This is a genomic window from Geodermatophilus sp. SYSU D01105 (assembly GCF_054050095.1).
Genome location: NZ_JBJGYR010000003.1, coordinates 46,800 through 71,879, shown reverse-complemented (window position 1 = coordinate 71,879; position 25,080 = coordinate 46,800). Strand labels below are relative to the sequence as shown.

Below are 25,080 nucleotides of genomic sequence, written 5' to 3'. Positions count from 1 at the left end.
GCTGGCGTGGCCCGCCGTGACCCCACCGCTCCCGCCGCCCGGCTGGTACCCCGACCCCGCCGGGAGCGGTGGCACCCGCTGGTGGGACGGTCAGGGCTGGACCGCGCACGTCCAGGCACCCGCACCTCCGCCCGCGCCGACGGTCGCCCCGCTCCCGCCGGCGCCCCCGGGCAGCGGCTCCCCGGGTGCGGTCCGGGCCCCGGCGCAGCGGGCCCCCGCCCGGTACGGGCCCTCGCTGTACGACCAGCCGGTCCTGCTGGTGGAGCAGAAGACCAAGCTGGTCGAGCTGACCAACGAGTACGCGGTGCTCGACGGTGGCGGCACCCGGATCGGCGCGGTCGTCGAGGTCGGCCAGAGCGGGCTGAGGAAGGCCGTGCGGTTCCTCTCGGACCTCGACCAGTTCCTCACCCACCGGCTGGAGGTCCGCGACGCCACCGGGGTCGTCCTCGTCCTGACCCGCCCGGCCAAGCCGGTCCGGTCCCGGGTGGTCGTCCAGCGGCCGACGGGGGAGGTGCTGGGCGAGATCGTCCAGGCCACGGTCTTCGGGTGGATCCGGTTCGACCTGGTCGTGGGCGGCCAGGTGATCGGGGCGATCCAGGCGGAGAACCGGCGGGCCTGGGACTTCGCGGTCACCGACGCCGCCGGCACCGAGGTGGCCCGGATCGCGAAGACGTGGGAGGGGCTGGCGCGGACGCTGTTCACCACGGCCGACCGGTACGTCGTCCGCGTCCACTCCCGGCTCCCCGAACCCCTGGCCAGCATGGTCATCGCCTCGGCCCTGACCGTGGACACCGCGCTGGAGCAGGACGACCGCGGTCTCAACTGACCGGCCCTCGCCCGTGTGAGCGGCCACGACCGGGGGTAGCCTCGAAGACGTCCGGGCCGGGTGCATCGTGCCCCCGGGTGCCAATTGGTTATCGCCTTCGCGGACCACCGCTCCGACTCCGGTCGGGGGTCTGGAGCCGCGTTGTGCTTCTCGCCGCGAGGCGGCCGTCATCCGGTCCGGACCCCAACACCCCGACGTGCCGCCGCCGGGGCTCCCGCCTACCGTCGTCCCACAGGTGTGACCGAGGCGACATCGGGAGTTCCCATGGCAGGCGCGGTGCAGCAGGGCCACGGCAGGACCGTCGACGAACGACACCGGCTGCCGGTCAAGACCCTCGTCTCGGCGAGCATCGGCAACGCCGTCGAGTGGTTCGACTGGACGGTCTACGCCACCTTCGTCGTCTTCTTCGCCGGCCAGTTCTTCCCGGCGGAGAACGAGGCGCTGGCGCTGATCGGGGCGACGTCGACCTACGCCCTGGCGTTCTTCTTCCGCCCGCTGGGCGGCATCCTGCTCGGCCGCTTCGCCGACCTGCGCGGCCGCAAGGCGGGGATGCTGCTGACCATCCTGCTGATGGCGGGCGGCTCGATGGTGATCGCGATCCTGCCCACCTACGAGCAGGTGGGCTGGCTGGCTCCGGTCCTGCTGCTGCTCGCGCGGATCGCGCAGGGCATGTCGCTGGGCGGCGAGGTGTCCAACGCCTCGGCCTACCTGGGCGAGATCGCCCCGCCGGCCCACCGCGGCCGCTACTCGTCGTTCTTCTACATCTCCACGGGGTCGGCGCTGCTGGCCGCCTCGCTGCTCGGCGTCCTGCTGACCAGCACGCTGGACGACGACCAGCTCCGGTCCTACGGGTGGCGGATCGCGTTCTTCATCGGTGGCCTGCTCGGCCTGATCGGCATGTGGCTGCGCCGCTCCCTGGTGGAGACCGAGCAGTTCGAGGAGAACGCGGAGAAGGCCCGCGCGACCAAGCACCCGCTGCTGCAGACCATCACGCACCACCCGAAGGCCGTGGTGCAGCTGTGCGCGTTCACGCTGCTGTCGACGCTGTCGTACTACACCTTCTTCAGCGCGCTGACGCCGTTCGCGATCACCTTCCGCGACGCCGACGAGACCGACGTCTTCATCGCGCTGTCCCTCGGCACGGCGTTGTTCGTGGCCCTGTGCTACCCGTTCGGGAAGCTGTCGGACCACATCGGGCGCAAGCCCCAGCTGCTCATCTGGTCGGGCGCGATGGCGGTGCTCATCGTGCCGCTGTCGTTCCTGGTGCGGGACAACCTGTTCTCGCTGATCGTCGTCTTCTGCACGGGGCTGGGGCTCTACGCCCTCATGGCGTCGATCGCCCCGGCGATCATGAGCGAGCTGTTCCCGACGGAGCTGCGGGCCATCGGCATCGGCTCCTGGTACAACCTCACGGTCGCCACGTTCGGCGGGACGGCTCCGCTGGTGATCACGTGGCTGTCCGAGGCGGACCGTCCGCTGTGGTTCTTCTGGTACGTGGCGATCGCCGCCGCGCTCGCCTTCGCCGTCATCCTCACCCTCCGGGAGACCAAGGGCACCGAGCTCCGCTGAGGGGTCGCCGGGGTCTCTGAGGGGCCTCAGACGCCGGGGCGGCGGGGCAGGACTGCCCGACCGCCCGATGCCGGGGTGCCACCCTCAGCACGACCGTCGACGTCGTCGGAACGGACGCGACGACGGGAGACGACCATGGCGACCTACCCGAACCCCGGCCTCGAGGCCGAGCTGGCCTACCGGCGGGAGGTGCTGCAGCAGATCGGCCGCCGCACCCGCACCCGCCGCGGCCCGTGGCTCCGCCGCCGTTCCCGGCGGGCGGCCTGAGAGAGGACCCCCTCTCCCGCACCGCTCGCGGCTGCCCTCCTGCAGGGACCCGCCGCGGGCCCGCGAGTGGCGAGGGGCAGGAGGACCCTTCTGACACGATCGGCCTCGTGCCGCAGTGGGACGACCGACCGTTGGTGGGGCGGGGCGAGGAGCTCGCCCGCCTGCTCGCGTCGGTCGACCGCGCCCTCGAGGGGCGCGCCGGGGCGGTGCTCCTCTCCGGGGACGCCGGGGTCGGCAAGACCCGCCTGCTCGACGAGCTCGCCGCCCGGACCGCCGAGCGGGGCGTGCGCGTGCTCACCGGCCACTGCGTGGACCTCGGCGACGTCGGGCTGTCGTACCTGCCGTTCGTGGACCTGCTCCGCCCGGTGGCCGCCGACCCGGCCGCCGCGGGTCAGCCGGCCCTGACCGGGCTGTTCACCGGTCGGGGGGCGGCCGGGGCGCCCGAGCTCCCCGCGGGGGACGCCGCCGACCTCGGCCGCCCGCTGCCGCGCCTGGCCCGCCCGGCCCTGGACGACGGCCGGCTGCAGCTGTTCGAGTCGGTGGCCGCGCTGCTGGTCGAGCTGGCCGCGACCGCCCCGCTGCTCCTCGTGCTGGAGGACGCGCACTGGGCCGACCGCTCCAGCCGGGACCTGCTGCGCTACCTGCTCGCGCGGCTGGCCGACGAGCCGATCGCCCTGGTCGTCTCCTACCGCGCCGACGACCTGCACCGGCGTCACCCGTTGCGGCCGCTGCTGGCCGAGCTGGTGCGCCTCCCCGGGGTCGAGCGGCTCGAGCTCGGCCCGCTGCCCGACGCGGCGGTCGGCGAGCTGGTCCGCGGGCTGGCCACCGGCGTCCCGGAGCGGACCGTCGAGGACGTCGTCGCCCGCGCCGAGGGCAACGCCTTCTACGCCGAGGAGCTTCTCGCGGCGGGACTGGCAGGGGAGTCGCTGCCGCTGGCCCTGACCGACGTGCTGCTGGCCCGCGTCGAGCAGGTGGGCGATGCGGCCCAGCGCGTGCTGCGGGTCGCCGCGGTCGCGGGCCGGCGGGTGCGGCACGACATGGTCGCCGCCGTCGCCGGCCTGGGACCGGCGGAGCTGGAGGCGGCGCTGGCCGAGGCGGTGCACCACCACCTGCTCGTCGTCTCCGCCGACGGCCGCTACCGCTTCCGGCACGCGCTGCTGCGCGAGGCCGTGCTGGCCGACCTGCTGCCCGGCGAGCGGGTCCGGCTGCACGCGGCGATCGCCGCCCACCTCGCCGCCACGCCGGGCGCCGGCACCGCCGCCGAGCTCGCCCACCACGCCCGCGCCAGCAACGACCTCGCGGGCGCCTTCTCGGCGTCGCTGGAGGCGGCCGCGGAGGCTGCTTCGGTCGGCGCCCCCGCGGAGCAGTTGCAGCACCTCGAGGCGGCACTCGCGCTCTGGCCGGCGGTCCCCGACGCCGCCGAGCGGGCCGGGCGGGACCACGCGGGCCTGGTCCTCGACACCGCGGCCGCGGCGCGGCGGGGCGGGGAGCTGCACCGTGCGATCGCGCTGCTGCGCTCGGCGCTGGACCTGCTCGGCGAGGACGGCGACCCGGTCGCCCGGGCGCGGGTGCACTACACGCTCGCGCAGGCGCTGGGCCGCGGCGAGCACCAGGCCACGGCGCACCGGGAGAGCGCCCGGGCAATGGCGCTCGTCCCGGCCGAGCCGCCGTCGGTCGTGCGCACGTGGGCGGCTGCCACGCACGCGCGGACCAGCTACGACCTGGGCCTGTGGGCGGAGGGCGACGCGGCCGCCGAGGAGGCCCTGGCCGCGGCCGACGCCCTGGGCCTCGACAGCGCCTGGGCCGACACCGCGGTCTCGCTGGCCCGGGTCCGCGGGGTCGGCGACCCCGCGGCCGTGCGTGCGCGGCTGCAGGAGGCCCTGGCCCGCGCCCGCCGCTCGGGCGACACCGACGTCGAGATGCGGGTGCTGTTCAACCTGGCGATCGTCCCGTACGAGGCCGGCGGGGTGACCGAGGCGCTGGAGTGGATCGACCTGGGCCTGGAGCGGGCGCGGGCGCTCGGGGTGGAGTGGGCGTTCTACCCCGCCGAGCTGCGTCACCTCGGCGTGGTGGCCCGATACGTCTCCGGCGACTGGGACGGCAGCCTGGCGCTGGCCGACCAGCTGGCGCGGGTGCCGGAGATGTCGGCGCACGTGCGCGCGGCGGGCCTGCTCGTGCAGGTGGGCCGCGGGGACCCGGCCGCGGCGGAGCGGGTGGCGTGGGCCCGGGGGCTGGTGTCGCGACTGGACGCGCACGTCCTGCTGCTCCTGACCACGGCCGGCGCCGAGATCGACCTCGCCGCGTGGGCGGGGGACGCCGCGGCTGCGGCCGACCGGGCGCGCACGGCCGCCGAGCAGGTGGAGTCCTACTGGGGCAGCGACCGGCTGGCCGTGGTCCGCCTGGCCGCGCTCGCGATGGCGCCGGTCGCCGACGCGGCCGCCGCCGCACGCCGGGCCGGGGACCCCGCCGCCGAGCACTGGGTGTCGACCGGCGAGGAGCTGGCCGGCCTGGCGCGCGCGGCGGTCGAGGACCACCTGCGGACCATCGGCGAGTTCGGCGTCGAGGCCGCCGCCTGGCGTGCCCGCGTCGAGGCCGAGGCGGCACGGCTGGCCGGCGACGACGCGGTCGCGCGGTGGCGGGAGACCGTCGACGTCTTCGGCTACGGCGACGTCTACGAGCAGGCCCGCTGCCGCTGGCGGCTGGCCGGGGCGCTGCTCGCGGCCGACGACCGGACCGCGGCCGCCGAGCAGCTGACGCAGGCCGGTGCGGTCGCCGACCGTCTGGGGGCGGCGCCCCTGCGGGCGGCGGTGCTCGCCCTGGCCCGCCGGGCCCGGATCACGCTGGACCTGCCCGGCGCCGGGCGGCTGCCGGACCCGGCGACCGTCTTCACCCCGCGGGAGACCGAGGTGCTGCGGTTGCTGGCCCAGGGCCGCACCAACCGGCAGATCGGCGCGGAGCTCTACATCAGCGAGAAGACCGCGAGCGTGCACGTCAGCAACATCCTGGCCAAGCTGGGCGCCGGCGGGCGGACAGAGGCCGTGGCGATCGCCGCCGCCCGCGGGCTGCTGCCCGCTCCTGACGCCGCGACGGGGTGACCACCGGGCCATCCCGGCCGCCACCCGCCAGCCTGCGTCGAGGCCCGCCCCACGCTCAGTCCTGCCGTCCCTGCCTGCGTCGAGTCATGCGAACTCGTGGCGATCGGCCGCTGATGGCCACGAGTTCGCACGACTCGACGACCCCAGGGGCGCGCTCGGCCCGGGGACGGCACGTGGCCGCGGTGGTCGGCCGGGGCCGACGGTGTCAGAGCATCGTGCGCAGGCGCTCGCGGCGGGCGCGGAGCACGTCGACCGACGCCGAGGCCGACGGCGGCCCGGGCACCGACTTGCGCAGCTGGGTGTGCACCACCGCGTGCGGCGTGGACGTCTTGGCCGACACCCGGCTGACCAGCCGGTTGATCTCCCGGCGCAGCTCGGCGGCGTCGCGCCAGGAGCGGCCGGCGTCGTCCTCGTCCGGGTGGTCCTCGACCGGGAAGAGGCCGCCGTCCTCGTCGTCCTCGTGGTGCGCGCGCTCGGCGATCCGGGCCCGCAGCTCGTCGTCCCGCTTGGCCAGCAGCGACGCGGTCTGCTCGGCGGTGAGCAGACCGGGGATGCCGAGGAACTCCTCCTCCTCGGCGCCCAGCGAGACGGTGGCCGGCCGGCCCTCGCCGGTGTGCGCGGTGCCGCCGTGCAGCACGTGCGCGAAGCGGGCGTCGGCCTCCAGCGCCTCGAACTGCTTGACGCCGTCGGGCGTCTCCCGCTCCTTGGGCGGCAGCGGGTCGAGGTCGAGCGCCTCCGGGTCCTGCGCCTTGGGCGGCGGCATGACGTGGTTGCGTTCCTTCTCCAGCGACGCGGCCAGGCCCAGCAGCGGCCGGACGGCGGGGAGGAACACGGTGGCCGACTCGTGGGCGGCCCGCGAGCGGACGACGCGGCCGACGGCCTGGGCGAAGAACAGCGGCGTCCGGTACGAGGTCATCCACGCGAGGACGGCGGCCCGCGGGACGTCGACCCCCTCGGAGATCATCCGCACGCAGACGGCGATGCGCGCCGACCCGGCCGCGAAGCGCTCGATCTTCTTCGAGGCCTTGGGGTCGTCGGACAGGATCAGCTCGGGCGCCTTGCCGGTCACCCGCTTGACGATGCGGGCGTAGGCGCGGGCGTCGTCCTGGTCGCTGGCGAGGATCAGCCCGGCGGCGTCGGGCATGCCGCCCTCCTCGCGCAGGTGCGTGATCCGGTCGTCCATGGCGGCGATCACGTGCGGCACCCACTGGCCCTTGGGGTCCAGCGCCGTCCGCCAGGCCTGCATCTCGACCGACCGGGTGCCGGCCTCCGACAGGGACGCCGCGACCACCTCGCCGGCCGAGTTCCGCCAGCGCGACGTCCCGGTGTAGGCAGCGAACACCACCGGGCGGACGACGTTGTCGGCCAGCGCCTCCTTGTAGCCGTAGGTGTAGTCGGCGCGGCTGACCAGGCCCATGCCGCCCTCGCCGTCGTCCCCCTCGAACCCGTCCTCCTCGTAGCGGACGAAGGGGATGCGCTCGTCGGCCTTGGTGCGGAACGGCGTCCCGGTGAGGCACAGCCGGCGCGCGGCGAAGCCGTAGGCCTCCTCGATCGCCTCGCCCCACGAGAGGCCGTCCCCGGCGTGGTGCACCTCGTCGAGGATGACCAGCGTCTTCACCGCGGTGGCACGGGCGGCGTGCAGCATCGGCTTGCCGGCGACCTGGGCGTAGGTGGTCACGTAGCCCTGGGTGCCGGCGCGCACCGGCCCGACGGCGTTGGTCAGCCCGGGGTCCAGGACGATGCCCATCCGGTCGGCCGCGTCGGCCCACTGCAGGCGGAGGTGGTCGGTCGGGCAGACGACGATGACGCGGGCGACCTCGCGGCGCTGCAGCAGGCGCGCGGCGAGGGTGAGGGCGAAGGTCGTCTTGCCCGCGCCCGGGGTCGCGGTGACGAGGAAGTCCTTCGGGGACTCCTGCTCGTACTTCTCCAGAGCGGCCTGCTGCCAGGCCCGGAGCGGTCGGCTGGTCCTCTGCGGGGCGACCGCCTCCGCACGTGCTGCACTCCCCATGTCGTGGGTCATCCTGCCTGGGTCCGAGGCAACACGCCCAACCGGTCACCTCCCGCGCGCCACCCGTCCGGCGGCGTATGGGCGCCGGGTGCAGGCTCCTGACCTGCGCGGATGCCCGCACGGGGTCGCGGGTGTGGCGATCGTCTCGGACGCGGGACGGGTCGTTCCGTCTCGCAGGCCCCAGGCGTCTCGCAGCCCGCGACCGGCGGCCCCCTGCAGGGTCCCGCCGCGAGCGTGCGAGCGGTGGGGGGCAGGGGCCTTCCTCAGTCGGCGGGCTCGTCCACCCAGTCGGGGCCGTTGACCTCGCCGGGGCCGGCCAGGTCGGCGGCGTCGACGATCGTGTAGGCGTAGCCCTGCTCGGCGAGGAACCGCTGCCGGTGGGCGGCGTACTCGCTGTCGAGGGTGTCCCGGCTGACGACCGTGTAGAAGTGCGCCTGCCGGCCGTCGGCCTTGGGCCGCAGCACCCGACCGAGGCGCTGGGCCTCCTCCTGCCGGGAGCCGAAGGTGCCCGACACCTGGACGGCGACGGCGGCCTCGGGCAGGTCGATCGAGAAGTTGGCGACCTTGGAGACCACCAGCGTGCGGATCTCCCCGGCACGGAAGGCGTCGAAGAGCTTCTCCCGCTCGCGGTTGGTCGTCGACCCCTGGATGACCGGCGCGTCCAGCGCCTGGCCGAGCTCCTCGAGCTGGTCGAGGTAGGCGCCGATGACCAGCTTCTGCTCGTCGGGGTGGCGCTCCAGCACCCGGCGGATCACCGGCAGCTTGGACGACGCCGTGGCCGCGATCCGGTACCGCTCCTCGGGCTCGGCGACCGCGTAGGTCATCCGCTCCTCGTCGTCGAGCGACACCCGGACCTCGATGCACTCGGCGGGGGCGATGTAGCCCTGGGCCTCGATGTCCCGCCACGGGGCGTCGTAGCGCTTCGGGCCGATGAGGGAGAACACGTCGTCCTCCCGGCCGTCCTCGCGCACCAGGGTGGCGGTGAGGCCGAGCCGCCGGCGGGACTGCAGGTCGGCGGTCAGCCGGAAGATCGGCGCGGGGAGCAGGTGCACCTCGTCGTAGACGATCAGGCCCCAGTCCTGCGCGTCGAACAGGTCCAGGTGCCGGTACTCACCCTTCCGGCGCGTGGTGATCACCTGGTACGTGGCGATGGTGACCGGACGGATCTCCTTGCGCTCACCGGAGTACTCGCCGATCTCGTCCTCGGTCAGCGACGTGCGCGCGATCAGCTCGCGCTTCCACTGCCGCCCGGCGACGGTGTTGGTCACCAGGATCAGCGTGGTGGCCTTGGCCTCGGCCATGGCCGCCGCACCGACCAGCGTCTTGCCGGCGCCGCAGGGCAGGACGACGACGCCCGACCCGCCGGACCAGAAGCCCTCGACGGCCTCCTGCTGGTAGTCGCGCAGGTGCCAGCCGCTCTGGTCGAGCTCGATGGGGTGGGCCTGCCCGTCGACGTAGCCGGCGAGGTCCTCCGCCGGCCAGCCGACCTTGAGCAGCGCCTGCTTGAGCCGCCCGCGCTCCGACGGGTGGACGACGACGGTGTCCTCGTCGATCCGGGCACCGAGCATCGGGGCCACCCGCTTGCTGCGGATGACCTCCTCGAGCACCGCGCGGTCGGAGGTGGTGAGCACGAGGCCGTGCACGGGGTTGTTGGCCAGCGTCAGCCGGCCGAAGCGGTCCATCGTGTCGGCGACGTCGACCAGCAGTGCGTGGGGCACGGGGTAGCGGGAGTACCGCACCAGCGCGTCGACGACCTGCTCGGCGTCGTGGCCCGCGGCGCGGGCGTTCCACAGCGCGAGCGGGGTGACCCGGTAGGTGTGCACGTGCTCCGGCGAGCGCTCCAGCTCGGCGAACGGCGCGATCGCCGCACGGCAGTCGCGGGCCAGCGGGTGGTCGACCTCGAGCAGCAGGGTCTTGTCCGACTGGACGATGAGGGGTCCGTCGCTCACGGGAACCTTTCGGCAGCGGGCGTCCTGTCGGCACGGGCGGCGCCGGCAGGGGGAGGGAGCGGCCGCGGGAGGGCCACCGTCACGGTAACGACGGGGACCGACAGGGCCTTCCCGGCGGCAGGTGTCAGATCCACTCACGCAGCCGCAGCGGCGGCGGGTCCCCGCCCGGCCGCTGCAGCAGCACCTGGTCGACCCCCATGCGCCCGGCCTCGAAGGCCAGCGCGCTCGCGGCCATGTACAGCCGCCACACCCGTGCCCGGCCCGGTCCGGTGAGCGCGACCGCGGCGTCCCAGTGCTTCTCCAGCCGCTCCACCCACGCCCGGAGGGTGAGCCCGTAGTGCCTGCGCAGGGCCTCGACGTCGAGCACCTCGAGGCCCTGGCCCTCGAGGGCGGCCACCGTGCCGGCCAGGCTGAGCAGCTCGCCGTCGGGGAAGACGAACCGGGTGATGAAGGTGTCGGGGTCGAAGTCGGGTGCCCCCGCGTTCCAGGCGATGGCGTGGTTGAGCAGCCGGCCGCCGGGGCGCAGCAGGTCGTGCAGCGCCCGCGCGTACCCGGGCATCCCGGCGGCGCCGACGTGCTCGGCCATGCCGATCGAGCTGATCGCGTCGAAGGGGCCGTCGGCCACGTCCCGGAAGTCCTGGACCCGGATCTCCACCCGGCCGGCCAGCCCGGCCCCGGCCACCCGGGACCGGGCCAGCTCGGCCTGCTCGGTGGAGAGCGTGACCCCGACGACCCGCGCCCCGTACCGCTGCGCTGCGTGCAGCGCCAGGCTGCCCCAGCCGCACCCCACGTCCAGCAGCCGCGCCCCCGGCGCCAGTGCCAGCTTGCGGCAGACGAGGTCGAGCTTGGCCTCCTGGGCGGCGTCCAGGCCGGTGGCCGGGGACTCCCACACGGCGCACGAGTAGACCATCGACGGGCCGAGCACCAGCGCGTAGAAGTCGTTGCTGAGGTCGTAGTGGTGGGAGATCGCGGCGGCGTCCCGCGCCTTGGAGTGCCGCCGGCCGAACCGTCGCAGCCGGACCTCCTCCGGCGGCGGGGCGGGCTAGGGCCCGAGGGCGCCGAGCGAGGCGGCGGTGCGCACGAGGTCCGCCCGCTCGCGCAGCGTCAGCGGCGGCGCGTCGTCGGAGGCCAGCCGCCCGGCCGAGGACAGCGCCGCGAGCGTGTCGAAGACGTCGCCCTCCAGGTCCAGTTCCCCGGCCACGTAGGCGCGGCCCAGTCCCAGCTCGCCGGGCGACCACACGAGCCGGCGCACCGCGCGGCGGGAGCGCACGGCGATCACCGGGGCGCCGTCCGGGCCGGCGAGGGAACCGTCCCACGCCCGCAACCGCACGGGCAGCTCGTCGACGCCCAGGACCCCCTGCACGGCCGCGCCCAGGCGGGCCGCGACGGTCTGCTCGATCCCCATGACCGGGCAGCGTCGTGCGATCCGTTGCGTGAGGCAAGCGGTCACGGCACCGGTCAGGACGAGGCGGCCTGCTCCTCGTCCTCGACCAGGGCCACCGAGGTGATGCGGTGGACGGCGAAGGTGCGGCTCTCCCCGCGGCGCTCGTCGTACCCCTGCAGGTACCCGCCGGCCAGCGACACCGGCTGGACGACCCGCTGGCTGCCGCTGCCCTGGGCGTCGACGTAGCCCAGCCACACCGGCACGCCCTCGCGGACGGCGCGGGAGAGCAGCTCCAGCGTGCCGGCGGTGGTCACGCCGGGCACCTGGCGCACCGCCTCGCCGCGGCGGGCGGCGAGCGCGGCGTCGCCGGCGCGGACCTCGCGGACGGTGGCGTCCACCTCCTCCCTGCTCAGCGGCCGCGGCGCCTGCGGCGCGGAGCTGCCGGGCCGGCGGCCGGCTGCACGCGGCCGGGCCGGGGGCCGGGTGAGGACGGCGCCGCCGGGGGACTCGCCGGCCGGGGCGTAGCCCGCCGCGCGCAGCACGGTGAGCACCTCGTCGGCGCCCAGCCCGCTGACCAGCACCCCCGGCGCCAGGCGGCGGAGCTCGGCCTCCGCCGTCCGCCGGTCGTTGAGCACCTGCGAGAGCAACCCGTGGTCGTCGGAGCGGACGTAGCTCTCGATCGCACCCACCCGCAGCCGGCCGTGCTGGCGGGCGACGTCGTCGACGAGGTAGTCCAGCGCCTGGGGCACCGGCGTCCGGGAGGCGCGGGCGAGGAACTCGTGCAGGTCGGTGGCCGACCACCCGGAGTCCAGCGCCCGCCGCACGCTGGACTCCGACACCCGGAACACCGTCGCCCCGCCGGAGGACTCGACGTCGGCGACGACGGCGAGGGTGTCGGCGAGCTCGGCCACCAGCGGCCCGGGGGCGATCAGCGACAGGTCGGGCTGGGCGAGCACGTGGTCGACCGGCTCCGGGAGCAGGCCGCGCACCCCGTCTGCCGCCCCGTCCTCCCCACCGGTCAGCAGCCCGCGACCACCCGTGGAGAGCACCCCGCCGACCAGCACCCCCAGCCGGGTGGCCTCGGTGAGGACGTCGGGCACCGGGGCCAGCCGGTCGGCGCGGCGCGGGGTCCGCCAGCGCAGCAGCGCCACCAGGTCGTCGGCGGCCAGGCCGGTGCCGGGCGGGTACTCGGCGAGGGTGGCCAGCGCCGACCGGCGGATCGCCGGAGCGGTGTGCCGTACGAGGTCGGGGGAGAGGGCGTTGACCGCCTTGCCCGAGACGTCGCGCTGGCCGGCCAGCGAGGGCAGCCGCACGGCGTCCAGCCAGCCGGCGGCGAGCGTCGCCCACCGGTCGTGGAGGTCCTGCTCCCGCCACAGGTCGTAGGCCCGCGTGGGCAGCCACTCGTCGCGGTGCGGCCCGCCGACGTCGAGCAGCCCGGCGACGTGCGCCAGCTCCAGCAGCCAGCCGGCTTCCGGTTCGGTGACGTGCAGCGCGCGGGCCAGCCGCTTCTGGTCGCGGACCCCGATCCCGCCGCTGCGCAGCAGCCCGGCGGGCTCCTCCTCGAGCAGGACCAGCAGCTCGCCGACCCGCCCGATCGTCTCCAGCGCCGCGCCGGCCGACTGCCGGTCCACGACGGCCGGGTCGCGCTCGACGACCCCGGGCTCCGGACGCAGCCGTGGTGGGCCGAAGGGGCGGCCGCCGCGCAGCACCAGCCCGACCTCGCGCGGCAGCTCCACGTTGAGCGCGTCGATCCGGGCGAGCAGGCCGCGCTGCAGCAGGCGCCGGGCCGGGGAGCTGCCGTTGCCGGGGGTGTCGGGCAGGTGGCCGACCGGACGGTCCCCCGCCAGCCGCTCGAGGACCTCGCGCTCCTCGGCCGACAGCTCACCGAGTGCCGCGGGCAGGTCGGCGGGCAGGGTCAGCCGCAGCTCGGCCGCCCGGCGGCCCAGCCCCGCCGGGTACCGGACGGCGCGGCGCACCGGGTCGGGCGCGTGCAGGACCTCGTCGCCCCACAGCAGCGCGCGGGTCGCCAGCCGGCCGAGGCCGGTCTCCAGGACGTCGTCGGGGACCTCCGGGAGGGCGGCGGGCAGCTCCGCGGCGTCCACGCCGTCGGTGTCGGCCAGCAGCACGACGTCGAGCACCTGCAGCGTCGCGGCGTCCAGCTCGTCGAGGGCGCGGTCGACCGACACCGGCACCGCCAGCCGGCTGGCCAGGGCGACGACGTCGGAGGGGGCCGGCCGGGCGACGTCGGGGCGGGCCGCCAGGAGCGCGGCCAGCTGCTCGTCGCTGCGGGTGCGCAGCCACGCCGAGAGCGTGGCGGGGCGTTCGGCAGGCATCCGGTCCACGCTACGACGTCGCGGCCGGGTCCCGCCGACGTCGTCCGGACAGCCCGCCCCCGCCAGGTGGTCGCGGTGCGCCAGCATGACCGGGTGCACCCGGCGGCCGAGGACCCCCAGACCCAGGCGGCGCTCACCGGCTACCAGGCCGGCGCGTGGCGGTGGCTGGCCGGCGGGGTGATCGCGGTGGTCCTGGGGGTGCTGCTCGGCGCGGCCGCGGTCGGCATCGCCGAGGACTCCGGCCGGCGGGTCCCCGGCGCCGGGCTGCTGGTCGTCGTGCTGGTCGTCGCCGGGACGGTCGCGGCCGTCGCAGGCGCCGGTGCGCTGCTGCGCCACCGGCGGTGGCAGCGGGCGCTGCGACGGGTGCCCTGGCAGACCGGGGTGCTGCGGGTCGCCGGCCCGGCGGTGCTCGCGTTCGAGCCGGAGGGGTACGACGAGACCGACCCGTACGACGCCCCGGTGCGGCTGCGGCTGGCCAGCACCGCGGTGTGGCGGACCCGTGCGGTGCAGCAGCTGCACGACGCGGTGGTCCGTGCCGCGCCCGTCGGACCGCGCGAGTGGGTGCTCACCGCGGACGGGCTGCCGACCGTCTACGGCGCCCGGGTGACCGGCCGGCGTCCGGCGCCCGGCTCCCCCTCCGAGGCGTAGTGCGTGCGTTCGGGGTATCGCTTCCGCGAAGATGTCCCCCGACGCGGCACCGCGCGGTGCCCGCACCAGAACGACGAGAGGCACGGCGAGATGGCCAAGCGGAAGACCAAGCACGCGCACCTGGTGGAGCCCACCTGGGGTCAGTCGGTGGACGGCGGCCCGCCGCTGACGGAGTTCACCGCCGAGCCGGCCGGCCCGCTCTCGCCCTTCGGTGAGGACCACGGGTTCCCGCTGCCGCCGAGCAAGATCCGGTACGCGCACCCGACCGACAAGCCGAACCGCGCGGGCGTGCAGGCGGTCGAGAGGTGAGCGCCCCCGCGCTGCCGTCCTACAGCAGCGGGACCTCCACGGTCCCCCTGCTCGGCGACACCATCGGGGCGAACCTCGACCGGACGGCAGCGCGGGTGGGTGACCACGAGGCGCTGGTCGAGTGCGCCACGGGTCGCCGGTTCAGCTACCCGCAGTTCGTCGCGGAGGTCGACGCGGTCGCCCTCGGGCTGGACGCGCTGGGCGTCGCCAAGGGTGACCGGGTCGGCATCTGGGCGCCGAACTGCGCGGAGTGGGCCTTCGTCCAGTACGCGACGGCGAAGCTCGGCGCGATCCTGGTCAACATCAACCCGGCCTACCGCACCCACGAGCTGGCCTACGTCCTGCAGCAGGCCGGCATCTCGGTCCTGGTCAGCGCGCCGGAGTTCAAGACCAGCGACTACCGGGCGATGGTCACCGAGGTGCGGGACTCCTGCGCCGACCTGCGCGAGGTCGTCTTCCTCGGGTCGCCGGAGTGGGACCGGCTCGTGGCCACCGGGCGGGACGGCGACCGCGGCCTGCTCGCCGAGCGGGAGACCCAGCTCTCGGCGGACGACCCGATCAACATCCAGTACACGTCGGGCACCACAGGCTTCCCCAAGGGCGCCACGCTCACCCACCACAACCTGCTCAACAACGGGTTCTTCGTGGGGGAGGGCTGCGGCTACACCGAGGCCGACCGGATCTGCATCCCGGTGCCCTACTACCACTGCTTCGGCATGGGCATGGGCAACCTGGCGGCCACCTCGCACGGCGCGACGATGGTGATCCCGGCGCCCGGCTTCGACCCCGCGGCCACGCTGCAGGCGGTCCAGGACGAGCGGTGCACGTCGCTGTACGGCGTCCCGACGATGTTCATCGCCGAGCTCGCGCTGCCGGACTTCGCCTCCTACGACCTGTCGAGCCTGCGGACCGGGATCATGGCCGGCTCGCCGTGCCCGGTGGAGGTGATGAAGCGGGTGGTCGCCGAGATGGGCATGACCGAGGTGACCATCTGCTACGGGATGACCGAGACCTCACCGGTCTCCACCCAGACCGGGGCCGACGACGACCTCGACCGGCGCACCTCCACCGTGGGCCGGGTGCACCCGCACCTCGAGGTGAAGGTCATCGACCCCGAGACCGGGCTCACCGTCCCGCGCGGCACGCCCGGCGAGTTCTGCACCCGCGGGTACTCGGTGATGCTCGGCTACTGGAACGAGCCGGAGAAGACCGCCGAGGTCATCGACGCCGCCCGCTGGATGCACACCGGGGACCTCGCGGTGATGGACGGCGAGGGCTACCTCAACATCGTCGGCCGGATCAAGGACATGGTGATCCGCGGCGGCGAGAACGTGTACCCGCGGGAGGTGGAGGAGTTCCTCTTCACCCACCCCGACATCATCGAGGCGCAGGTCATCGGGGTCCCCGACGAGCGCTTCGGCGAGGAGCTCATGGCCTGGGTGCGGCTGCGCGAGGGCGCCGAGGAGGTGACCGTGGAGTCGCTGCGGGAGTTCTGCGCGGGCAAGCTCGCCCACTACAAGGTCCCGCGCTACGTGAAGGTCGTCGACGGCTTCCCGATGACGGTCACCGGCAAGGTCCGCAAGGTCGAGATGCGCGAGGTCTCCATCGAGGAGCTCGGCCTGCAGTCCGCCGCCGCCATCCGCAACGCCTGAACGGAGTGCCGGAGTGCAGGATCCCTGCGCTCCGGCACTCCGCTAGACGGTCGCGGGCACGACGAGGGCCCGGTGGTCCGACAGCGGCAGCCGCACCACCTCGGCCGGCCCGCCGGCCCTGATGGGGCCGCGGGCGAGCACGTGGTCGAGCTGGCGGGTCGGCGCGTCCACCGGGAAGGTCGGGGCACCCGCGGCCAGCGGCTGCAGTCCGCTCACCCGCACCGCCTGGGGTGTCTGCATGTTGAGGTCCCCCATGAGGACGAGGGGCTCGCGGGTGCCGGTGAGCGACCGCACCAGCTTCGACAGCTGCAGCGCGCCCCACCCCGGGACGAACGACAGGTGGGTGTTGCAGACGGTGAGCTGGCCTGCGGGCCCTTCGAGGACGGCGGCGACGGCGACCCGTGGCTCGTCGTCCACCATCCTCGGGCGCGGCATCCCGCGGAGCCACACCGGCACCCGGCTGCGCAGCGCCGGCAACCGGACCACCCGCCACGACACCACCGGGTACCGGGACAGCAGCGCGATCCCGTAGCTGGCCGACCCCGGCTGCTCGTCCCCGGTGGCCGCCATCCAGGTCCCGCCCGGGGTGCCCGACAGTGCCGCCACGAACTGGGAGTCCACGGCGCCCATCGCCTCGGCGGCGACCGCCGTCAGGTCCGCGCCCATCGACCGCGGCTGGTCCCGGTCGACCTCCTGCATGCCGAGGACGTCGGCGTCGAGGCTCTTCACCGCCGCGGCGAGCCGCTCGACGTCGACCCGGTCGTCGACGGGGGAGCGGCCGTGGAGGATGTTGAACGTCGCGATCCGCACGAGGCTCCTGTGCCCCGGACGCCGCCGTCCACACCGTCACGTTCCGACGACCCACCGCCGGGTAGCAGGTACCGCGTGCAGCCCTCCGACCGGGACGAGATCCGTGACCTCCTCAAGCGCGTCGCCGTCGCCCTGAAACAGGGCGACGTCCCCTTCGCCCTGTGCGGTGGGTACGCGGCCTGGGTCCGCGGGGCCCCCGAGCCCGACCACGACGCCGACTTCCTCGTCCCGGCCGCGGAGGCCGAGCGGGCGGCGAAGGTCATGGCGGAGGCCGGCCTGGAGGTCGTCGACCCGGCGGAGGACTGGCTGACCAAGGTGGTGCAGGGCAACTCGTTCGTCGACGTCCTGTGGCGCACCTGCGGGAACCCGGTCGAGATGGACCTCATCGAGCGGGCCGAGGAGCTGCCCGTGCTGTCGGTGCACATGCCCGTCCTCGAGGCGACCGACATCCTCGTCACCAAGCTCATGGCGCTCGACGAGCACTACTGCGACTACTCGCGGCTGCTCCCGGTGGCCCGCGCGCTGCGCGAGCAGGTGGACTGGGACCGCGTGCGCCGGGACGTGCAGGCCAACGACTTCGCCGTGGTCTTCCTCGTCCTGCTCGACCGCCTCGGGGTCGTGGAGCAGCCGGCCGGCGAGGACTGAGCGCGGCGACCTGCGCGCCGGCGTTCCCCGGGGTGCTGTCGAAAGGGGGCGTGGTCGCCGACCGCGACGACTAACCTGGGGTCAGCGGCGTCCGTGCCGTGCCCGTCCTCCCGGCCCGGTGCCGGGTCCGCCCGCGACCGACTGAGGGATCAACGTGCCCACCGGCAGAGTCAAGTGGTTCAACCCGGAGAAGGGGTTCGGTTTCCTCTCCCGCGAGGACGGGCCCGACGTCTTCGTGCACAAGGACGCCCTGCCGACCGGGACGAGCGAGCTCAAGCCCGGTCAGCGGGTGGAGTTCGGCATCGTCGCCGGCCGCCGGGGTGACCAGGCGCTGCAGGTCCGGGTGCTCGACCCGCTGCCCTCGGTCGCGGCCGCGCACGCCGAGCGGACCCGCAAGAAGCCCGACGAGCTGGTCCCGATCATCGAGGACCTGATCAAGCTGCTCGACGACGTCTCCAACGGCCTGCGGCGGGGGCGCCACCCCGACCGGCAGGTGGCCCGCAAGGTCGCCTCCGTGCTCCGCGCCGTCGCCACCGACCTGGAGCACTGAACAAGGGCCTCGTCCCGGGCCCCGCCCCTCGCTCTGCTCGGGGCGGGGCCCGGGACGGTGGCCGTTCCGTCACGTCATCGGGCTGAGGCGGCCCTGCGGGGTCCCGCCTCAGCCGGCGGGGGGCTGCTCGGGCGTCGCGGTCGCCGTCCCGCCGGCGGAGCCGCCGCTGCGGAAGAACCCCACCGGCCACGCCCCGCTGAAGCCGTCGCACTCCTCGCCGGCGTCCTCCACGACGACCAGGTAGAACGCCGGCGGGACGACGTCGTCGGAGTTGATGTCGTCCAGGACGGTCGTGCCGGCTTCGGCATCGACCGTCCCGAGCTGCTCCTCGAGCCGCTCGTCGAAGACCTGGACGCTCCAGCCCCGTTCGGCCACCACCTCCGGCACGGTGATGCGGATCGTGGTGTCGGCGGGGACCTCGATCCTCGGCGGCCTGCGGTCGTAGCGCTGCCCCTCGCCGTCCAGGCAGTACTGGGTCGGTGCGACGTCGACCTGCTGCGTCCCCGCCTGGACGACGACGTCCACCGGGCCCGCCGGCTCATCGGAGCCGCAGCCGGCCACCCCGGCCACGAGCAGCAGCGCCGCTGGGGCGGCAGCGCGCCTCACGCCGGCCACCGGTCGGCGGGCGCGGGCACCACCGGGTCGGCGACAGCGGCGGGCGAGGGCGCGGGCCGGCGGCGAGGCCCCCACAGCACCAGGCCCATGGCCAGCACGAGCAGGCCGGCGGCCACCGCGAAGCCGAGCCAGCCGGTCGGTGGCAGGGCGATGCCGAGCGCGCCCCCGACGACCCAGGCCAGCTGCAGCATCGTCTCGGAGCGGGCGAACGCCGACGCCCGCAGGCTCTCGGGCACCTCGCGCTGGATGATCGCGTCGAGGGCCACCTTGCCGAGGGCGTTGGCCACGGCCGCGACGCCGGCGACCAGCGCCGCCATGGGGAGGCTGAAGAACACCGCCGCGACGACCGTCACCGCCGCCGCCGTGCCGGCCGACCACAGCACGATCGGGTCCGGGGCGACGCGGTGCAGCCGGGAGCCGACCGCGGTGCCGACCACGCTGCCCACCCCGGCGGCCGCGGCCACCGCGCCGAGGGCGAGGGTGGCCTGCCAGCCGCCGTCGACGGTGGCCTGGACCAGGAACGCGGAGAAGATGGTGAGGAAGCCGCCGAGGCCCCGCAGGGCGGCGTTGGCCCGCAGCGCCAGGACCACCCGGGGGTTGACCGGCCGGCGTCGTCGGCCGGGGACCACCACCGGCACCGGCGCGGTCGTGAAGACGTCGGCGGGCAGCTCCCCGGTCGGGACGTCGACGTGGCGGGGCAGCCGCACCGCGAGGACCGCTCCGGCCGCGAACACCGCCGCGGTCACCCACAGCTCCGGCGGGAACCCGAAGGCCCACGCCAGCCCGCCACCGAGCCCGCCGAACACCCCGGCGGTGAGCAGCCCGAAGACCGACGTCCGGGAGTTGGCCGAGGTCAGCGACATCGCGCTGGGCAGCACCCGCGGGACGACGGCGGCGCGCAGCACGTTGTGCGCCTTCGACAGCACCAGCACGCCGAGCGCCGCCGGGTAGAGCACCAGGTCGTCGTAGTGCGCGGCCATGACGAGGGCGAGCACCGCCCTGCCCAGCAGGCTGGCGGCCATCGCCCAGCGGCGGCCGCGCTGCAGCTTGTCGAGCAGCGGCCCGATGACCGGCGCGACGACGGCGAAGGGCGCCATGGTCACCAGGAGGTAGAGCGCCACGTTGCTGCGCTGGGCATCGGTCGTGGCGGCGAAGAACAGCGTCCCGGCCAGGGACACGGCGATCATCGCGTCCCCGGCCATGTGGAGGGCGTTGACCCACAGCAGGTGGGTCAGCCCGCTCTCCCCGGCTCCGTCGGCACGGCTGGCCGTGTGCACCCGGCGCACGGCCGCACCGGTCAGTTGCCGCGTGCGGGCGGCGGCGACCCGGGTGACGGTCAGCTTCCGGGGCATCGGGGGCGGCGGGGGAGTGGCGGCCGGCCGCTCGTACCCACCGGGCAGGACGGCGGTCGGCGGCTGCGACTCGCCTGCGGGGGGACCGCCGGCCCAGGGCGGCGGCGCGGCCGGCTGTGGCCGGGTGCCGGGCCGGCCCACCCCGAGCGGTGTGGTGTCCATGCCCTCCGCGCCCGATGGCAGCGGGTGCCGGCGCGGGGCGCCGCGACGGGCACCGAAGGGGCGTGAGCTGGGCACCTCCCCATCGTGCCGCACCTCCCTGGACGCGCGGTCGAGCGTCCGCCCCCGTGCCGTCGGCGTCGCCGTCGCGTCAGGGACAATGGTGCCGTGGCCGACTACCCCCACCCCGCCGGCGCGGGGCGCGACGTGCTGTCCGCGGCGGTCGAGCAGGCCCGGGCCGCGGCGGTCGACACCGCCGGTTCCCCCGACCTGGTCGGCGAGCACCTGGGGGTCTCCCCCGAGCCGCTGGCCGACGGCACCGCGCACCCGGTCGACCCCGCGGCGCTCGGCGAGGTCGTCACCCACTCCTTCGCCAGCGAGGTGCCCGGGTACGTCGGCTGGCACTGGGCGGTCACGCTGGCCCGGGTGCCCGGCGAGGACGTCGTCACCGTCGACGAGGTGGTCCTGCTGCCCGGCGAGCAGGCTCTGCTGGCCCCCGCGTGGGTGCCGTGGCACGAGCGCCTGCGGCCCGGCGACCTGTCGGTCGGCGACGTGCTGCCCTCGACCGAGGACGACCCGCGGCTGGTGCCCGCCTACACGACCGACGACGACGCCGACGACGACCCCGAGGGTGCGGTCGTCGCCCGGGAGGTCGGGCTCGGCCGCGAGCGCGTCATGTCGCAGCAGGGGCGCAGCGAGGCGGCGGCCCGGTGGAGCGCCGGGGAGTACGGCCCGCGCTCGGCGATGGCCCGGCACGCGCCCGGCCCGTGCGGCACCTGCGGGTTCTTCCTCCCGCTGGCCGGCTCGCTGCGGCACGGCTTCGGCGCCTGCGGCAACGTCTACGCCCCGGCCGACGGGCGCGTGGTCACCGTCGACTACGGCTGCGGTGCGCACAGCCAGGCGACGCTCCTGCCCGACGACGCCACTGAGGTCGTGACGTCGGCGCGGTACGACACGGGCGCCTTCGACGTGCTCTGACACGGCGGTCCTCGGGACCGCACCGCGGCCACCTGCCGTCCCCGGCCGGCGTCGGGCCCATCCGGCCCTCGTCGGGGACCCTCCGGGCCCCGCTCCTCACGACCACCGCGGCCGGGTGCCGTCCCCGGCCGGGCGCTGAGCCCCCCGGCGCCGGAGTGTCAGTCCTTGCGGCCGAGCTGGCCCTGCAGGCGCATGACGGTCAGGCCGACGCCGGCCAGGGCGATGCCCGCGACGCAGGTCCAGGTCCACACCCGGTCGACGCGGTCGCCGAGGAGCAGGAGGACGACGAGGGCGACGACCCACAGCGCCGTGCAGGCGAGGACCACGCGGACGGTGTCCACCCGCAGCGGTGGTGGGGCCGGTTTCGTCGGAGCGGGCACGTCCCGACCCTAGGCCCCGGCTGACCGCCCGGCGTGCACGCGCCCGAAACGTGCGTGTGGCACGCTGTCGCCGCTCGTTGCAGTCCGCACTGGTCGGCCGGCGCGCGCTTCCCCCGCCGCCCGCCCGCCCGCCACCCGCCTGTGGAGTCCCTCATGCCCGACAAGTCCCGCCCCTCCGGGGCCAGCAACGCGACCGCGGGGAACGGCGGCACCCCGGCCGACGTCGCCGCGTCGCGGACGCCCCGCCGCAGCGAGGGGCCGCGGGTGAAGCCCAGGAACGGCCTGGACCGCTACTTCTCCATCAGCGCCCGCCGCTCCACGGTGGCCCGCGAGATGCGCGGCGGCGTGACCACGTTCTTCACGATGGCCTACATCGTGGTGCTCAACCCGATCATCCTGTCCGGTGCCGACGTCACCGGTGCGTCGCTGCCCTTCGCCTCCGTCGCCGCGGTCACCGCGCTGATCGCCGGGGTCATGACGATCGTCATGGGCATCGTCGGCCGGTACCCCCTCGCGCTGGCCACCGGGCTGGGCATCAACGCGATCGTCGCGGTCTACGCGACCACGCAGCTGTCCTGGCCCGAGATCATGGGCCTGGTCGTGCTCGAGGGCCTGCTGATCACCGTCCTGGTGCTCACCGGCTTCCGGCGGGCGGTGTTCGAGGCGATCCCGCCGCAGCTGAAGACGGCGATCGCGGTGGGCATCGGCTTCTTCCTCACGATCATCGGGCTCGCCGACGCCGGCGTCATCCGCCCCGGCAACCCGCTGATCAGCTTCGGCGTGGGTGGCCAGCTGGCCGGCTGGCCGCTGCTGGTCTTCGTCGTCGGCCTGCTGCTGACCAGCGTCCTGGTGGTGCGCAAGGTCAAGGGCGCGCTGCTCATCGGCATCGTCGTCGCCACCGTGCTGGCCATCGTCATCGAGGCCGTTGCTGACATCGGCCCGCGCTTCGGTGCCGACGGCGCCGAGAACGCGCGCGGCTGGGCCCTCCAGGTCCCGACGCTCCCCGACGACGTGGTCAGCGCGCCCGACCTGTCCCTGGTCGGCAACTTCTCGCTGTTCGGCGGCTTCGAGCGGATCGGCGTCATCGCCGCGCTCCTCATCGTCTTCTCGATCATGATCGCCGACTTCTTCGACACCGTCGGCACCGTGACGGCCGTCGGCGCCGAAGGTGGCCTGCTCGACGAGAAGCGCAACCTGCCGGGGTCACAGCCGGTCCTGCTCGTGGACTCCCTGGCCGCCGCGGCCGGTGGGGCGGGCAGCGTCTCGTCCAACACCACCTACATCGAGAGCGCCTCCGGTGTCGCCGACGGCGCCCGCACGGGCCTGGCGAGCGTGGCCACCGGCGTCCTGTTCCTGCTGGCGATGTTCTTCACGCCGCTGGTCCAGATCGTCCCCTCGGAGGCGGCGGCCCCGGCGCTGGTGATCGTCGGCGCGCTGATGATCAGCCAGATCCGGCACCTGGAGTGGGACGACATGTCCCTGGTGATCCCGGCCTTCCTCACCATCGCCCTGATGCCGTTCACCTACTCGATCACCAACGGCATCGGCGCCGGCGTGGTCAGCTACGTGCTGCTGCGCGTGGCCACCGGCCGGGCGCGGCAGGTGCACCCGCTGATGTGGGTCATCACCGTGCTCTTCCTCCTCTACTTCGCCCTGGAGCCGCTGCAGCAGCTGTTCTGAGCCGCGCGGCCCAGGATCATTAGCTAGGCTGAGGATCGTGAGCCGGACGACGCTGGACACCGCGGCGCTGGCCCACGACCTGCGGCTCGCGGTGATGCGGTTCTCCCGCAGGCTGCGCAACCAGCGGGTCGACGAGTCGGTCACCCTCACCCACCTGGCCGCGCTGTCCACGCTGAAGCGGCACGGCCGGATGAGCCCGGGGGAGCTGGCGGCCCACGAGCGGGTGCAGCCGCCGTCGATGACCCGGGTCGTCGTCGCGCTGGAGGGGATGGGCCTGGTCACCCGGAGCCCCCACCCCACCGACGGCCGGCAGGTGGTCATCGAGCTCACCCCGGCGGCCGAGGAGCTGCTGACCGTCGAGGCGCGGGCCCGGGAGGCGTGGCTGGCCGGGCGGCTGCACGAGCTCACGGCGGAGGAGCGGGCGGTGCTCCGCGAGGCGTCGGCGATCATGGACAAGCTGGCGAGTGGGTGAGCCGACGACCCGACCGTGGAGGGGTGTTCCGGTCCCTGCGGGTGCGCAACTACCGGATCTACGCCTCGGCCAACCTGGTCAGCCTCACCGGCACGTGGATGCAGCGGATCGGCCAGGACTGGCTGGTGCTGCAGCTGTCCGGCGACAGCGGCGTCGCCCTGGGCCTGATCACGGCGTTGCAGTTCGGGCCGACCCTCCTGCTGAGCATGTACGGCGGCGTGCTGGCCGACCGGTACGCCAAGCGCCGGGTGCTGGTCCTCACCCAGGCCCTCATGGGGCTGCTGGCGCTGGTGCTCGGTGTCCTGGTGGCCGCGGACGGGATCGCGCTCTGGCACGTGTTCGTCCTCGCCGGGGCGCTGGGCGCGGTGTCCGCGATCGACGCGCCGGTGCGGCAGTCCTTCGTCTCGGAGATGGTCGGGCCCGAGTACCTGGCCAACGCCGTCAGCCTCAACTCCACGATCTTCAACGGGGCACGGCTGGTCGGCCCGTCGGTCGCGGGGCTGGTCATCGGCGCGGCCTCCGGTGACACCGCGCCGGCGTTCCTGGTCAACGCCGCCAGCTTCGCCTTCACCATCGGCGCGCTGGTGGCCATGCGAGCCGACGAGCTGCACCCGAGCCCGCCGGTGGCGCGGGGGAAGGGGCAGCTGCGGGAGGGGCTGACCTACACCTGGGCGCACCCGGACCTCGTGCTGGCCATGGGCCTGGCCTTCGTCCTGGGCACCTTCGCCTTCAACTACCAGGTCACCATCGCGCTGATGGCCCGTGAGGTCTTCGACCTGGGGGCGGAGGCGTTCGGGCTGCTCTCCACCTGCTTCGCCGTCGGGTCGCTGTCCGGCGCCCTGCTGTCCACCCGGCGCAGCGCGCGGCCGCGGCAGCGCTTCCTCGTCGGAGCGGCGATCGTCTTCGGCCTGCTCACCATCGCCTGCGGCCTGATGCCCGGGTACTGGTCCTTCGCGGTGCTGCTGGTGCCGACCGGGGCGGCCGGCCTGGTCTTCAGCGTGGCCAACAACAGCTTCGTGCAGCTCGGGGTCGACCCCCAGGTGCGCGGCCGGGTGATGGCGCTGTACTTCATGTGCTTCATGGGTGGCACGCCGCTGGGTGCGCCGCTGATCGGCTGGGTCTCCGAACACCTCGGCGCCCCCTGGGGCCTGATCCTCGGTGGGGCGGTCGCGGTCGTCGCCGGGGTCGGGGCGGCCGCCTGGCTGGCGCGTGGGCGGCGGGTGCGCCTCGAGGCACGGGTGTCCCCGCCGCGGCTGCACCTGCACGTGGGTCCTCGGCCCGGCGTGCCCCCGGTGCCGGTGCGCACCGCCGCGGGGCAGGCAGCCGACCAGCCCGCAACGAGGGGCTGACCTCGTGACCGCCTCCGCTCGCGGACGTACGGTGTCGCCACGCGCCCGTC

At 75.1% G+C, this 25,080-nt stretch carries 22 protein-coding genes; 13 read left to right on the top strand and 9 right to left on the bottom strand.

Going from position 1 to position 25,080, the window contains the following annotated elements:
* Positions 1-16: 16 nt before the first annotated feature.
* From ACI79I_RS03305 to ACI79I_RS03290, 4 genes are all read left to right on the top strand, one after another.
* Positions 17-826 (top strand): phospholipid scramblase-related protein, encoded by an 810-nt coding sequence (locus ACI79I_RS03305; protein WP_456990842.1) that lies wholly within the window; start codon positions 17-19, stop codon positions 824-826.
* Positions 827-1,090: 264 nt separating this feature from the next.
* Entirely contained in the window at positions 1,091-2,395 is a 1,305-nt protein-coding gene (locus ACI79I_RS03300; RefSeq protein ID WP_456990841.1) for an MFS transporter, read from the top strand.
* 135 nt (positions 2,396-2,530) lie between these two features.
* Positions 2,531-2,662 carry a hypothetical protein gene (locus ACI79I_RS03295; RefSeq protein WP_456990840.1) on the top strand — a complete coding sequence of 44 codons (132 nt, stop codon included), beginning with the start codon at positions 2,531-2,533 and terminating at the stop codon, positions 2,660-2,662.
* Positions 2,663-2,769: 107 nt separating this feature from the next.
* Positions 2,770-5,757 carry an ATP-binding protein gene (locus tag ACI79I_RS03290; RefSeq protein ID WP_456990839.1) on the top strand — a complete coding sequence of 996 codons (2,988 nt, stop codon included), beginning with the start codon at positions 2,770-2,772 and terminating at the stop codon, positions 5,755-5,757.
* A gap of 205 nt (positions 5,758-5,962) precedes the next feature.
* Here the strand turns inward: ACI79I_RS03290 and ACI79I_RS03285 are convergent, their stop codons facing one another.
* The 5 genes from ACI79I_RS03285 to ACI79I_RS03265 form a co-directional block, all read right to left on the bottom strand.
* Positions 5,963-7,765 carry a DEAD/DEAH box helicase gene (locus ACI79I_RS03285; RefSeq protein ID WP_456990838.1) on the bottom strand — a complete coding sequence of 601 codons (1,803 nt, stop codon included), beginning with the start codon at positions 7,763-7,765 and terminating at the stop codon, positions 5,963-5,965.
* Between the two features lie 263 nt (positions 7,766-8,028).
* Positions 8,029-9,714, bottom strand: coding sequence for a DNA repair helicase XPB (locus ACI79I_RS03280; RefSeq protein ID WP_456990837.1), 1,686 nt, complete (start codon positions 9,712-9,714; stop codon positions 8,029-8,031).
* Between the two features lie 124 nt (positions 9,715-9,838).
* Entirely contained in the window at positions 9,839-10,729 is an 891-nt protein-coding gene (locus ACI79I_RS03275) for a class I SAM-dependent methyltransferase (protein ID WP_456991056.1), read from the bottom strand.
* Positions 10,730-10,756: 27 nt separating this feature from the next.
* Entirely contained in the window at positions 10,757-11,119 is a 363-nt protein-coding gene (locus tag ACI79I_RS03270; RefSeq protein ID WP_456990836.1) for a hypothetical protein, read from the bottom strand.
* Positions 11,120-11,172: 53 nt separating this feature from the next.
* Positions 11,173-13,431, bottom strand: a complete 2,259-nt coding sequence (locus ACI79I_RS03265; RefSeq protein ID WP_456990835.1) for a helicase-associated domain-containing protein — start codon at positions 13,429-13,431, stop codon at positions 11,173-11,175.
* Positions 13,432-13,506: 75 nt separating this feature from the next.
* Here ACI79I_RS03265 and ACI79I_RS03260 point away from each other — a divergent pair, with 75 nt between their 5' ends.
* The 3 genes from ACI79I_RS03260 (at position 13,507) to ACI79I_RS03250 (ending at position 16,040) form a co-directional block, all read left to right on the top strand.
* Positions 13,507-14,079 carry a hypothetical protein gene (locus tag ACI79I_RS03260; RefSeq protein ID WP_456990834.1) on the top strand — a complete coding sequence of 191 codons (573 nt, stop codon included), beginning with the start codon at positions 13,507-13,509 and terminating at the stop codon, positions 14,077-14,079.
* A 90-nt stretch (positions 14,080-14,169) separates the two neighbouring features.
* The gene (locus tag ACI79I_RS03255; protein ID WP_456946151.1) at positions 14,170-14,388 is read left to right on the top strand and encodes a hypothetical protein; all 219 of its coding nucleotides are present in this window, start codon (positions 14,170-14,172) and stop codon (positions 14,386-14,388) included.
* Positions 14,385-16,040, top strand: a complete 1,656-nt coding sequence (locus ACI79I_RS03250) for an AMP-binding protein (RefSeq protein WP_456990833.1) — start codon at positions 14,385-14,387, stop codon at positions 16,038-16,040. The genes ACI79I_RS03255 and ACI79I_RS03250 overlap by 4 nt, the downstream gene beginning before the upstream one ends.
* A gap of 42 nt (positions 16,041-16,082) precedes the next feature.
* Here the strand turns inward: ACI79I_RS03250 and ACI79I_RS03245 are convergent, their stop codons facing one another.
* The gene (locus ACI79I_RS03245) at positions 16,083-16,850 is read right to left on the bottom strand and encodes an endonuclease/exonuclease/phosphatase family protein (RefSeq protein ID WP_456990832.1); all 768 of its coding nucleotides are present in this window, start codon (positions 16,848-16,850) and stop codon (positions 16,083-16,085) included.
* Positions 16,851-16,925: 75 nt separating this feature from the next.
* On the opposite strand from ACI79I_RS03245, the gene ACI79I_RS03240 reads away from it, so the two are divergent.
* Positions 16,926-17,495: a nucleotidyltransferase family protein gene (locus tag ACI79I_RS03240; RefSeq protein WP_456990831.1), complete on the top strand. Its 570-nt coding sequence runs from the start codon at positions 16,926-16,928 to the stop codon at positions 17,493-17,495.
* 154 nt (positions 17,496-17,649) lie between these two features.
* On the top strand, positions 17,650-18,045 hold the full coding sequence (locus tag ACI79I_RS03235; protein ID WP_456990830.1) for a cold-shock protein: 396 nt from the start codon (positions 17,650-17,652) through the stop codon (positions 18,043-18,045).
* A gap of 108 nt (positions 18,046-18,153) precedes the next feature.
* On the opposite strand, the gene ACI79I_RS03230 is transcribed toward ACI79I_RS03235, so the two are convergent.
* Positions 18,154-18,651, bottom strand: coding sequence for a DUF2771 family protein (locus tag ACI79I_RS03230; RefSeq protein WP_456990829.1), 498 nt, complete (start codon positions 18,649-18,651; stop codon positions 18,154-18,156).
* Positions 18,648-20,174 carry an MFS transporter gene (locus ACI79I_RS03225; protein WP_456990828.1) on the bottom strand — a complete coding sequence of 509 codons (1,527 nt, stop codon included), beginning with the start codon at positions 20,172-20,174 and terminating at the stop codon, positions 18,648-18,650. The genes ACI79I_RS03230 and ACI79I_RS03225 overlap by 4 nt, the downstream gene beginning before the upstream one ends.
* A gap of 165 nt (positions 20,175-20,339) precedes the next feature.
* Between ACI79I_RS03225 and ACI79I_RS03220 the strand changes: the two genes are divergently transcribed.
* Positions 20,340-21,149, top strand: coding sequence for a DUF3027 domain-containing protein (locus ACI79I_RS03220; protein ID WP_456990827.1), 810 nt, complete (start codon positions 20,340-20,342; stop codon positions 21,147-21,149).
* 158 nt (positions 21,150-21,307) lie between these two features.
* Here the strand turns inward: ACI79I_RS03220 and ACI79I_RS03215 are convergent, their stop codons facing one another.
* Positions 21,308-21,529, bottom strand: coding sequence for a DUF2530 domain-containing protein (locus ACI79I_RS03215; RefSeq protein WP_456990826.1), 222 nt, complete (start codon positions 21,527-21,529; stop codon positions 21,308-21,310).
* 153 nt (positions 21,530-21,682) lie between these two features.
* On the opposite strand from ACI79I_RS03215, the gene ACI79I_RS03210 reads away from it, so the two are divergent.
* From ACI79I_RS03210 to ACI79I_RS03200, 3 genes are read left to right on the top strand one after another with little or no spacing between them, the layout of a single operon-like run.
* Positions 21,683-23,209 (top strand): NCS2 family permease, encoded by a 1,527-nt coding sequence (locus ACI79I_RS03210; RefSeq protein ID WP_456990825.1) that lies wholly within the window; start codon positions 21,683-21,685, stop codon positions 23,207-23,209.
* A 37-nt stretch (positions 23,210-23,246) separates the two neighbouring features.
* Positions 23,247-23,681, top strand: coding sequence for a MarR family winged helix-turn-helix transcriptional regulator (locus ACI79I_RS03205; RefSeq protein WP_456946141.1), 435 nt, complete (start codon positions 23,247-23,249; stop codon positions 23,679-23,681).
* A 23-nt stretch (positions 23,682-23,704) separates the two neighbouring features.
* Positions 23,705-25,030, top strand: a complete 1,326-nt coding sequence (locus ACI79I_RS03200) for an MFS transporter (protein WP_456990824.1) — start codon at positions 23,705-23,707, stop codon at positions 25,028-25,030.
* Positions 25,031-25,080: the final 50 nt, after the last annotated feature.